This window comes from Vibrio chagasii (assembly GCF_002954585.1).
Lineage (GTDB): Bacteria > Pseudomonadota > Gammaproteobacteria > Enterobacterales > Vibrionaceae > Vibrio > Vibrio chagasii_A.
Window position 1 is genome coordinate 1,420,912 of sequence record NZ_MSCI01000001.1, and the last position, 11,383, is coordinate 1,432,294.

The 11,383-nt window shown below is 45.1% G+C and carries 13 protein-coding genes; 2 read left to right on the forward strand and 11 right to left on the reverse strand.

The window, feature by feature from the left end; all coding sequences use genetic code 11:
* Nucleotides 1-144: 144 nt before the first annotated feature.
* The 5 genes from BTO10_RS06625 to BTO10_RS06645 form a co-directional block, all read right to left on the reverse strand.
* Nucleotides 145-690, reverse strand: a complete 546-nt coding sequence (locus tag BTO10_RS06625) for an OsmC family protein (protein ID WP_032498156.1) — start codon at nt 688-690, stop codon at nt 145-147.
* Between the two features lie 83 nt (nt 691-773).
* The gene (locus BTO10_RS06630) at nt 774-1,544 is read right to left on the reverse strand and encodes an SDR family NAD(P)-dependent oxidoreductase (RefSeq protein ID WP_010647221.1); all 771 of its coding nucleotides are present in this window, start codon (nt 1,542-1,544) and stop codon (nt 774-776) included.
* A gap of 450 nt (nt 1,545-1,994) precedes the next feature.
* Nucleotides 1,995-2,567 carry a TetR/AcrR family transcriptional regulator gene (locus BTO10_RS06635; RefSeq protein WP_105024020.1) on the reverse strand — a complete coding sequence of 191 codons (573 nt, stop codon included), beginning with the start codon at nt 2,565-2,567 and terminating at the stop codon, nt 1,995-1,997.
* A gap of 165 nt (nt 2,568-2,732) precedes the next feature.
* Nucleotides 2,733-3,608: an NAD(P)-dependent oxidoreductase gene (locus BTO10_RS06640; RefSeq protein ID WP_061034008.1), complete on the reverse strand. Its 876-nt coding sequence runs from the start codon at nt 3,606-3,608 to the stop codon at nt 2,733-2,735.
* A 16-nt stretch (nt 3,609-3,624) separates the two neighbouring features.
* On the reverse strand, nt 3,625-4,524 hold the full coding sequence (locus tag BTO10_RS06645; RefSeq protein WP_105024021.1) for a LysR family transcriptional regulator: 900 nt from the start codon (nt 4,522-4,524) through the stop codon (nt 3,625-3,627).
* 84 nt (nt 4,525-4,608) lie between these two features.
* Here BTO10_RS06645 and BTO10_RS06650 point away from each other — a divergent pair, with 84 nt between their 5' ends.
* Nucleotides 4,609-4,839, forward strand: a complete 231-nt coding sequence (locus tag BTO10_RS06650) for a DUF2798 domain-containing protein (protein WP_004736951.1) — start codon at nt 4,609-4,611, stop codon at nt 4,837-4,839.
* 128 nt (nt 4,840-4,967) lie between these two features.
* Here BTO10_RS06650 and BTO10_RS06655 read toward each other — a convergent pair whose 3' ends face one another.
* The 4 genes from BTO10_RS06655 to phhA form a co-directional block, all read right to left on the reverse strand.
* Nucleotides 4,968-5,684, reverse strand: a complete 717-nt coding sequence (locus BTO10_RS06655; RefSeq protein ID WP_004736950.1) for a YebC/PmpR family DNA-binding transcriptional regulator — start codon at nt 5,682-5,684, stop codon at nt 4,968-4,970.
* A 96-nt stretch (nt 5,685-5,780) separates the two neighbouring features.
* Nucleotides 5,781-5,990: a DUF3283 family protein gene (locus BTO10_RS06660; RefSeq protein WP_004736949.1), complete on the reverse strand. Its 210-nt coding sequence runs from the start codon at nt 5,988-5,990 to the stop codon at nt 5,781-5,783.
* Between the two features lie 251 nt (nt 5,991-6,241).
* The gene (locus BTO10_RS06665) at nt 6,242-6,580 is read right to left on the reverse strand and encodes a 4a-hydroxytetrahydrobiopterin dehydratase (protein ID WP_004736948.1); all 339 of its coding nucleotides are present in this window, start codon (nt 6,578-6,580) and stop codon (nt 6,242-6,244) included.
* Complete coding sequence (gene phhA / locus BTO10_RS06670; RefSeq protein WP_105024022.1) at nt 6,570-7,364, reverse strand: phenylalanine 4-monooxygenase; 795 nt, start codon at nt 7,362-7,364, stop codon at nt 6,570-6,572. The genes BTO10_RS06665 and phhA overlap by 11 nt, the downstream gene beginning before the upstream one ends.
* Before the next feature lie 200 nt (nt 7,365-7,564).
* Here phhA and BTO10_RS06675 point away from each other — a divergent pair, with 200 nt between their 5' ends.
* Nucleotides 7,565-9,550: an acetoacetate--CoA ligase gene (locus tag BTO10_RS06675; protein WP_105024023.1), complete on the forward strand. Its 1,986-nt coding sequence runs from the start codon at nt 7,565-7,567 to the stop codon at nt 9,548-9,550.
* A 77-nt stretch (nt 9,551-9,627) separates the two neighbouring features.
* Here BTO10_RS06675 and maiA read toward each other — a convergent pair whose 3' ends face one another.
* Nucleotides 9,628-10,311: a maleylacetoacetate isomerase gene (gene maiA / locus BTO10_RS06680; protein WP_105024024.1), complete on the reverse strand. Its 684-nt coding sequence runs from the start codon at nt 10,309-10,311 to the stop codon at nt 9,628-9,630.
* Nucleotides 10,312-10,333: 22 nt separating this feature from the next.
* On the reverse strand, nt 10,334-11,371 hold the full coding sequence (locus BTO10_RS06685; protein ID WP_105024025.1) for a fumarylacetoacetate hydrolase family protein: 1,038 nt from the start codon (nt 11,369-11,371) through the stop codon (nt 10,334-10,336).
* Between the last annotated feature and the right edge of the window lie 12 nt (nt 11,372-11,383).

Consider the following 11,383-nt stretch of genomic DNA (forward strand, 5'->3'; position numbering starts at 1 on the left):
TTAAAGAAACCTAATTTAAATCTAACTAATTTAGAGAATTTAGAATAAAAAAGAGCCTATATTAAAATATAGGCTCAAAGCAGTGGCAGTGCATAAATTAAAATAGGTTTATATATTTTTAGCTAATTAAATAAATTCGTTTAATTAAGCCACAATCGCTGATACTTTAACGGCATCACTGATTGTTCGGTAATTCGGAGAAAATTGTTGGACCCCAGCAATAACTTCATCGTAATCAGCTTGAGTACCATCACCTTGAACTTCAAACTGAAATTGGATCTCTTCGAAGCCAACCGGAGCTTCTTCAGCTACATTCAAGAACCCACGAAGATCCAAAGCCCCTTTGATGGTCAACTTTACAGATTCTAAACGAATGCCGCGGGCACTGGCGCCTGCAACAAAACCAACCATCATACAGCCAGCCATGCCACCCAGCAGGTAATCTTGTGGCGTAGGGTATGCGTTATTGCCAAGAAGCTCTTCTGGTTCACCCACGTCGAAAGTAAAATCTTTAACGATTTCTGTTCCACCTACCTTTTGGTTCAACGTGCGAATTTCGCTATGAACACCGCCTTTCCATTCAGCAACAATGCCGTATTCAGATACCGCTTGTGTCGCATCATCAGTAATAACTTTCGTATAAGCTGATAGGTCTTCTAAGTTAAGGCCATTTAATGGTGCATTACTCATGTTAAATCCTTTAATTATTTCTTGTTTATAGTGATTAATATTCATGTAGTGCCTCCCACACCGCGTGGAAGGCGACATGTAATTTAGTTTCGACCCGCCATCACGCCGCCATCGACATTTAGAATCGTGCCCGTTACCCAAGAAGACTTGTTCGATAGTAGATATTCAATCGCGTCAGCAACATCGTCTGTAGAACCAATTCGACCGATTGGGTGGAAATCGTTAAAGCCTTGTAGTGCAGATTCAATCTCGTCTTCAGCGATGAATGACTTATAAATTGTCGACATCACGACTGCTGGAGCCACTGCGTTTACACGTACACCGTGGTCGCCTAGTTCAATGGCCAAGTTTTTTGTCAGTGCATGTAGTGCCGCTTTCTGCATAGAGTAAGCTGAAGAAGGCGTTGCTTTAATTGCTTGATGTGCCCACATAGAACCGATGTTTACAATTGCGCCACCACCGTGTTGTTTCATATTTTTCGCAACAGCTTGTGTAATGAAGAAGAAAGCACGGTTCATATCTAACTGAAGGTCGTAATCTTGCTCAGAATGCTCTAGGAAATCGACAGGTTTGAAGAAACCAGCTGCATTCACCAAATAGCCAATGTGACGTTTTTCTGCATTTAATTGTTCAATAAAGCTTTGAACAGCAGAAGGGTCGTATAAATCAACCTGAGCAGTTTCAACATGACCATTCGTGGTTGATTCCAGATCCAATTTTGCTTCAGCAAGATTCTGTTTGTCATGAGAGAGAATCATTACAGGCACACCAGACTTAAGCAGTCGCTCTGCTGTTGCTTTACCCATACCAGAAGAACCGCCAACAATTAGTGCAATAGAAGATGTATTAAACATAATGAAATCCTTAACTTAAAACTACCTACTAGTAGATAGGTTGTTTATTCAAAAAAATGGAGGAGTAGTAGAGACCATCTCCTCGTCAGTGGGTGTACTTTAAGATCGGATCGGTTTCGCGTCAACAACTTTATCTACCTACCAGTAGATAGATAAAGTTGTTTTCAATAAAAACCCATATTTATCATAAAGATAGGTTATAGAATTATTTTTGTAAAAATAAGCATCCGTCTCATAAAAAGTGTCTACAACACCATTTAGTGAGTCAGAACCATTACGAATTTTTGTCCAATGAACAGTTTGCAGACATAAAAAAAGCGAGGGCTAAGCCTCGCTTTCAAAACTACAATCTCTTTTGGGTTGCACTACGTCCAACATATCTACAGCGCGATGACAATGTCTCCTTCAAGGCCGATTGCTATACCGCGCCGTATCAATCTGAGCGATAAACTATGACGCCTGCAGAATGTTTAAACAGCTGGCTTTCACTGAACGGATATAATCTGTGTCCTTGAATTGAGACAGTAAAATCCCTCCCTCCAAGGCGACAAAAACCAACCTCGCAGCTTGAGTCACTTCTAACCCAGAACGGAAATGTCCACTCGCAATCCCCTGCTCTATGCTTTTACGAATAAAGTCTTCATTGATTTGAACAAATTTAGACAATAGGCTTTCCAAACCATCCGCCAAAAAATAGAAGTCAGAAGCATACATACCACATAGACACAGTTTATTGTTCTCGCGTACATCAACAAAAATGTCGGCTAATGCTTCAATTTTACCTTCTGCAGAGATGTCTTGACTCTCGATCCGCTTTAACGCTACTTCGTAATTAACAAGGTAACGTTCAAATACCGTTTGAGCCAGGTCTTGTTTCGTTTTGAAATGGTAATGGATACTCGCAGTCTTTATCCCAAGCTCATTTTGAATGTCGCGAAAACTGAAGCCATTAAAACCTCGGCTTTGCATATAACTTTCCGCTAAATCGACGATCTTTTCTGCCGTTGGATTAAGTTCTTTCATATTAATTCCACCTATATTTTGGACGAATATAGCATAATTCACAGGGAACGCCTATCTATCAGTAGGTATGGTTTTCCAGGAGGTGTAAAGTTCGAGTGTGGGTGGGCAAAAAATAGCCGCTGATTAGCGGCTATTTTTAATTATCTAAACGAAGTTTCTATCTTTCTACTTCTTTGTCTCTTCAACCACAGCTTTCATCAATACAGAGGTATCCATGCGGCCTTCACCTTGTGCAGAAAGAGCCTTGTATGCGTTGTTGGTCTTCTCCGTCAATGGAAGTTGAATGCCTTGGCGCTCAGCTTCATCTAAACAGAAACCTAAGTCTTTGATCATCCAATCAATGGCGAAACCAAAATCAAACTTGTCTTGCGCCATTGTCGTAGCGCGGTTTTCCATCTGCCACGAACCAGCAGCGCCGTTTTTGAGGCAATCAACCAGAGTTGGGATATCTAAACCTGATTTCTCAGCAAGCACTAAGCCTTCAGATAAGCCATTCAACACACCTGCGATGCAGATCTGGTTAACCATTTTCGCGCGCTGGCCTTGGCCGACTTTACCCATCAGAACCGACGATTTACCGTAAGCTTCGAACACAGGTTGAAGGTCGTTAAATAGCTCCTGTTCACCACCACACATGATAGTTAACACGCCGTTTTCTGCACCCGCTTGGCCACCAGACACTGGTGCATCCATAAAGCGAATACCCGCTTCTTTCGCTGCGACTTCAAGTTCTTCGGCAAGGATTGCTGACGTTGTAGTGTGATCAACAAGAATCGCGTTTGGCTTCATAGCCGCCAATGCACCTGTTTCGCTAGTTGTCATGCTGCGTACGTCATCATCGTTACCCACGCAAACCAGCACAACATCGGCTTCTGCCACACACTCAGCAACGCTCTCAGCGGCTTTACCTTGGTGCTTTTCAGCCCAGTCCAATGCTTTGCTGTGAGTTCGGTTAAATACCGTTACCTCGAAACCGGCTTTGACTAGGTGTCCTGCCATTGGGAAACCCATAACGCCTAACCCGATAAAACTTACTTTCATTTCTTTCTCCTTTTGTTTAACTCAGCTCATCGCTATGGAACGACTGAACGCTTTTAATTAACGCCTCAATAAGCAGAGTTAAAGCCTTCGGCTGATATTTTCTTTCTTTGTACACTAAATACGCTTGGCGATCACCCCGATGGTACTCAGGGAGCACTTGAACCAGATTCATTTCCGGATACACATGACGAAAAGGCAGCGAAACGATACCCAGCCCCTTTTGCGCTGCCGCCGCGACCGCATGAATATCGTTCACAATAAACTTGGGTTTGATCGTCACCATCTGTTCCAAGTGACCCGCTTTGTAGAGCGGCATATCAAACACATCATCAACGTTAATCCAGTCTTGATGTTCAAGATCCTCTGGTTTAACGATCGGTCCACGCGAATCTAAATAGGCTTGGCTTGCAAAAAAGCCATGTTTCGCTTTAAACAATGGTCGAGCGATCATGCCATCCATGTCGGAAATCTGAAACGTGATCAACAAATCACGGTCGGTTTGAGGCGCCACTTGTTGCTGGCTCAAAATCAGATTGAGCTGCACATTTGGATATTGAGTAAGGTATTGCTCGACAGTCGGGCGAAGAAAACCACTATAGAAATTATGAGGGACTGCGAGTTTAATCTTGCCTTGAATGGCATCACGTTCTTCAAGCAGGCTACTAAAACCTTGATGAAGAGACTCCATGCCACTACTCAGCGCTGCAAAGGCCGCCTCACCATCTTTGGTCGCCACCAGTTCCCTACCCTTCTTTTCTAACAAGCGAATACTCAAACGCTCTTCTAAAGCGGTTAACCGGCGTGACATGGTCGACACAGGCAGTTGAAGCCGCTTCGATGCCGACAGCAACGATCCCTCTTCAACCACAGAACAAAACAGGAATAGGTCGTCAATGTTTCCGAATATGGAATTCATACTTCTATTTATGCCTATTTTTCTCATTAATGGATAGTTGTAACCTTATCTCATCAGTTACAGAAAATCACGGGAGAAACATATATGAGCAAAAAACAATTTTGGGTAACCGCGATTTTATCCTCACTCACCATGGCAACCATCATGTCTGGGTTAATTTCTGGCTATAAAATGGGTTTCAGCCACGAGTGGCCGCCAATCTGGTTACAAAGCTTCTTTCTTGCTTGGCCGTGTGCCATTGTGCTGAACCTTACAGTACTCCCTTTGATTCGAAAGCTGTCTGAGTGGATTTGTCGACCACGCACGCTTTGCTAATCAGTGCTGTATCAACGGGCTCTTTGTTGGCAAAAATGCGGAACGATGATCAAGGCTGATCAATACTCAAAGCATAAAAAAACCGAGCACTAGGCTCGGTTTTTTATTAACTATTGTCACTGTAAAAATTACAGCTCAGCGTTGTGGTAAACCTGCTGAACGTCATCACAGTCATCAAGAAGGTCTAGGAACTTCTGGAACTTCTCAGAATCTTCTTCCGCTACTGGCGTCATAGTTTGAGGAACGAAAGTAATTTCCTCAACATCTAGAACTAGCTCAGGGAACGCGTTAGTTAGTGCAGTCTTCGTTTTGAAGAACTCAGTTGTTGGAGCGAATACAGTGATTACACCATCTTCTAGCTCTACATCTGTTACGTCTACGTCGTCCATCATTAGTGTTTCTAGGATGATCTCGTCATCTTCACCTTTGAACTGGAATACAGCTTGGTGAGCGAACATGTGAGAAACAGAACCTTCAACACCGATTTTCGCGCCAGTTTTAACGAAACATTGGCGAACGTCTTGGAAAGTACGGTTGCCGTTGTCAGTTAGACAGTCAACGATTACGCTTGTGCCGCCTGGGCCAAAGCCTTCGTAACGAGCTGGTGCGTAGTCTTCACCACCGCCGCCATTTGCTTTGTCGATCGCTTTGTCGATAACGTGTGCAGGAACTTGGTCTTTCTTCGCTTTAGCAATAAGGTGCTTAAGCGACAGGTTCATGTCTGGATCTGAACCACCATTCTTCGCACACATGTAAATTTCTTTACCGTATTTGGAATAAACTTTAATTTTTGCGCCAGCAGTTTTAGCCATTGAGGCTTTGCGCACTTCAAAACTTCTTCCCATCGGGATCTTCTCTCTGATTCAATTAACGGGGCAAATTCTAGCAAATTACTGTGTCATTTCAATTCTACAGCTTTGCTGAGCAAGGTTTGTCTGCGGTTATGCGACGCCCATTACTCGTTTGTATTTTTCTACAGACTGTTCAAACCACGCCTTTTCATCTGGGTCTCCGAGCTTCATTGCTTCTTCAACAATGGCTTCTGGGCCACATTTAGCCTGCTTCAATTTCCATACTAGAAACGATGCCTGCTTATCCAGTTCGATTTTGTTTTTCTCGCTGGGTGGAAGGAGTGAAAGGTTGATAGACATTAGTCGCCTTCGTCTGTAATACACTTGGCCGAGAAATATATCATAGAGCAGCCTCATAAAACCAATACTATGAGTAGCAGAAAGGATTTATGAGACAAGAAACCAAGCAAGTGCTGATGTAGGTCAAGCTAGTTTAAGAGAACTTATGCCACTTGATGAGAAAGTAGCACTTATTCGACTCACCAAATGAGCCGAATAATGAGATATTCAAATCATTGAGGCTGGAGAAGCGCCTCTCCAGCCCAGAATGACTATTCACTCACCGCAAACACATCGCAGCGTGAAGCACAGATGAAGTCGTTTTTGTGTAGGCCTTTGATTGAATGGCTCCACCAAGTGACGGTGACTTTACCCCACTCCAATAAGATAGAAGGGTGATGGAACTCTTCTTCTGCCAACTCTGACACTTTATTGCTGAATGCCCATGCTTGTTTGTAGTTCTTAAACTTGTATACCTTTTCAAGCTGCGGGATGCCGTCTCTTTCGATGATTTGCCAATCAGACAACTCCAACAATAGCGACTGTTGTTCAGCTTTAGTCAGGGCAATCGCATCAATACTGCAGGCTTCGCATTTTAATTCATTCAACATGTGTCGGTTCCTTGGGTTCAAAAAGTGGTGGTAGTAACCCCGCCTCAATCGCGAGATCAGCTTGTTGTAACAGGTTTTCTTGGCTGATTTGAAATAGCTCAGCCAAGTCATTAATCACATAATATTTCGGTTGCATGATGTCGATGCGATAAGGGGTTCTTAGCACCGTTTGTAAATCAAAACGCTCACGAACGGCCAAATCCCCTTCTAGCGCATAATGGGTTTCTGCTGGAGAAGAGAGAATGCCGCCGCCGTAGATTTTCAATTTATCGCCCTCTTTTACTAATCCGAACTCAACCGTAAACCAATACAAACGGGCAAGATAACCTCGCTGTTTAGAGGTGGCGGCTTGGCCTAGCTTTCCATATTGCTCAGTGAAAGCGGCAAAATCAGGGTTAGTGAGCATGGCACAGTGACCAAAAATCTCATGGAAAAAATCTGGTTCTTGTAGGTAATCAAACTCTTCTCGCGTTCTCAAAAATGTTGCTACAGGGAATCGCTTATTGGCTAGCAAATCAAAGAAACGGTCGAAATCTATCAACGCAGGTACGGGCTGTACTTGCCAACCTGTTGTTTCCTTTAGAACTTTGTTTATCTCAGGGAGTTGAGGAACTCTGTCTAATGGCAGATCAAGCAACGTCAATCCATGCAAATAGGCTTCACATGCGCGATCATCAATGACGTCCAGTTGCCTTTTCACCAAGTCGTGCCAAATGGCGTCTTCTTCGAGGCTCCACTCAACCCATCCCTCTTGGCTCACGGGCTTAGAATGATATTGAGTCATTACGTACCTCCTTTCGAATGTCTCCCTTTAAGCCTATCCCCACTCATTGTAAGCGCCAAATTTACACTATTTTTCGAAACACCCCTTTATGTAACATTTTATTTACATAAATATATCAAAGCCTTATTTCACTGATCTTTTGACTTTGTAAAACCTTCATACCAGACTGAAATCGTTAAGTTTTTGTTAAAGGTAAAGGAATGTACGAAAGCAACAAGCCAGTTTGGCAGCCAAGTGAGCAGCGTATCGCTGATGCCAACTTAACCCGATTTATCGACAACTTTGATCTGTCTGAATTACATCTAGATAGAGGTATACAAAGCTACGCCGATCTCCATCAATGGTCGGTGGATCAACCGGAGTCGTTTTGGAAAAACGTGTGGCAGTTTTGTGGCGTGGTTGGCTCACAAGGAAGTGAAATTCAAACACAAGGTGAGAGCCGATGGCAGCAGCCTAAATCGAATCGTGATGCGATTTGGTTTCCGAATGCGCAAGTAAACTATGCCGAGAACTTGCTGCGCTTCGCGCAAACCATGCCTGACCAGCACGCGATTTGGTTTGAGAATGAACGTGGTGAGCAGCAGAGCTACACATGGAAAGCCTTGTGTGAAGCTGTCTCCAACGTACAGCAATGGCTTGTTGATAGCGGCATCGAGCAAGATGATGTGGTTGCTGCGTATACGCCCTACCTACCACAAACCGTGATAGCCATGCTCGCGACCACCAGCTTAGGAGCGATTTGGACGTCAACCTCGCCTGATTTTGGCGTTGAGAGTGTTATTGAGCGATTTGGCCAAGTTAAACCCAAGGTGCTATTCACCTGCGATGGTTACACCTTCAATGGTAAAACATTTGATATGGCAGACAAGAACAGCGCCATCATTGAGCACCTCAGTGAACTAAAACAGGTGTGTCAGATCGGCTATTTAAAAAAGAATGATTTTGAGCACGACGTGTCGCTACAAAGCTGGCACAACATCATCAATCATTACCAGCCACAGCCTGTTCGGTTTGTGCGTATCGGCTTCAATGATCCGCTGTTTGTTCTTTACTCTTCTGGAACCACAGGTAAGCCAAAGTGCATAGTGCACTCTGTTGGCGGCACCATCATCAACCACCTAAAAGAGCATCAACTGCACAGCGATGTTAAGCCGAAAGATCGCGTTTTCTACTACACCACATGTGGTTGGATGATGTGGAACTGGCACGTCTCTGCGCTCGCCAGCGGTGCTTGTTTAGTGATCTTTGATGGCAGCCCTGTTTACCCACAACCCAATGTACTGTGGGACTTGGCACAGCGCGCCGATGTGTCGCTGTTTGGTACATCGGCCAAGTATCTAGAAGCGATTGAGAAGGCAGAGCTCTCACCTATCGACAGTCACTCTCTGCCGAATTTAAGAACACTGTGCTCAACGGGTTCTGTGCTTTACCCAGAGCAATTTGATTACGTTTACAAATACGTCAAACAAGATCTGCATTTGGCGTCTATCTCTGGCGGCACGGATATTTGCGGATGCTTTGTGTTAGGTAATCCTATCTCGCCAGTGTATCGCGGCGAGTGCCAACAGGCAGGGCTTGGCGTCGACATTAAGGTGTTCAATTCAACGGGCCATAAAGTCGATCAGGAACGTGGTGAACTGGTGTGCACGAATTCCCTCCCAAACTTCCCAGTTGGCTTCTGGAATGACACCGGAGAGCGCTATCACAGCACTTATTGGGACAGGTTCGAAAACGTATGGCATCACGGTGACGAGGTCGCACAGAGCGCGCATGGCGGTTATCTGTTCTACGGGCGAGGTGACACTACGCTCAACCCTGGAGGTGTGCGTATTGGTACTGCTGAGATCTACCAACAAGTGAACACCATTGAGGGCATCATAGATTCCATCGCCGTGGGTAAAGATGTCGACCGCAATGAGCAGATCTGGTTGTTCGTTCAACTGCAGCAAGGTGTGGTTCTAAATGAAACACTATTGGCAGCCATTAAGCACAAGCTCAAATCCTCTTGTTCACCAAGGCATGTACCAAGCCAAATTTTTACTATCAGCGACGTGCCAAAAACACGTTCAGGAAAACTGGTAGAGCTGGCAGTGAAACAGGTGGTAAATGGCAAACCCGTTGAGAACATCGGTGCGATAGCCAATGCGGATGTGCTCGATGAGATCAAGCGTGTGATTTCGCTTTAAACTTGAAAAAAAGCCCTCCACGAATGAACATCGTGGAGGGCTTTCTACTCTTAACAGCCGTTGGGGCTTAATCTGAGCTATACGTTCGCATCTGCCTGATTCTCTGGCATCGCATCAATGAACGCAGGTAACTGGTTACACGCTGCAACAATCGAGTTAATCAGCGGATAAGGCGACATATCCACATCAAATCGCAGCGCATTGTAAACTTGAGGCACTAAGCAAATATCGACGATACAGGGTGAATCTGTGAGGCTATACACCGATTCGCCGTACACTTTTCTGTGTTTCGCCAGCTTCTCTTCTAAAGCATGGAAACCTTGGCTCATCCAGTGATGAAGCCAGCCCATTTTCACCTCTTGTTCGCACGATAATTCTCGCTCCAAATACTGCAGCACACGCAGATTGTTCAGAGGGTGAATTTCCATCGCAATATCCTGAGCCATCGCCAACGCTTGGTAACGCAGTGGTGTTTGCTCTGGAATCAACAAGGAATCTGGGCTGCTCTCACACAAATAGCTCTCGTCCAAGTATTGTAAAATCGTCAGCGACTGATTGAGTTGAACGTCACCATCCACCAGCACTGGCACCAATGCACTGGCATTGAGATCACGATATTGTGGATCATGCTGCTCGCCACCATTACGCACTAAATGCACCGATTTCGACTCATAGCTAAGTTGCTTTAGATTCAACCCAATACGCACTCGATAGGCTGCCGAAGAGCGCCAATAACCATAGAGCGTGATCTTCTTGTTCATATCGTGCCTCTCGATAGCTTATTTATGGCTGTCGATATTGACTGACTTTTTGGTCAATCGCGCCAAAGATCGAGTCACCAGCCTCATCAAACATCTCAAGCTTAATCGAGTCACCAAACGACATGAACTGAGTCAACGGCTTACCATCACGAATTGTCTCTATCATGCGTACTTCAGCAATGCAGGAGTAGCCTACACCACCTTCTGCAATCGAGGTGCCGTGGTCAGTGCCTTGTTTGTTCGATACCGTGCCAGAGCCAATGATTGCACCAGCCGACAGTGGACGAGTTTTCGCAGCATGGACAATCAGCTCCGCGAAATTGAAGGTCATATCCACACCTGCATTTGGACAACCAAAAGGCGTGTCGTTGTAGGTTGAAGTCAGTGGCAGGTGCACCTTGCTCCCTTTCCAATGTTCCCCCAACTCATCAGGCGTAACGGCAACCGGAGAGAACGCTGAAGACGGTTTAGACTGGAAGAAACCAAAGCCCTTAGCGAGCTCAGCAGGAATCAAACCACGCAACGACACATCATTCACTAGCATCAGCAGACGAATCGAATCATGCGCTTGCTCGGCACTTGCACCCATTGGCACATCTCCGGTAACCACCGCGACTTCGCCCTCAAAATCGATACCCCACTCGTCACTGGCAAATTCAATATTGTCATGTGGGCCAATAAACGAATCTGAGCCACCTTGATACATGAGCGGGTCAACCCAGAAGCTTTCTGGCATTTCAGCGCCACGAGCCTTACGCACCAGCTCAACGTGGTTTACATACGCGCTGCCATCCGCCCATTGATAAGCGCGTGGCAGAGGCGATTCACAATAATGAGACGCAAACACTTCACTGCCCGTTACATGACCAGTGTTGATCGAGTTGTATAGCTCCTCTAACTGAGGTGCAACGCTGTCCCAGTTATCCAGAGCGACTTGCATTGTCGGCGTCAGATGCATCGCGTGGAAAATATCCGTCGCTGGCACACACTGTTTTAGATCTCGACTCACGACCATCAACAGACCATCGCGAGTACCATTTTTCTTGGTTGCTAATTTCATCCTTGTTGCCCC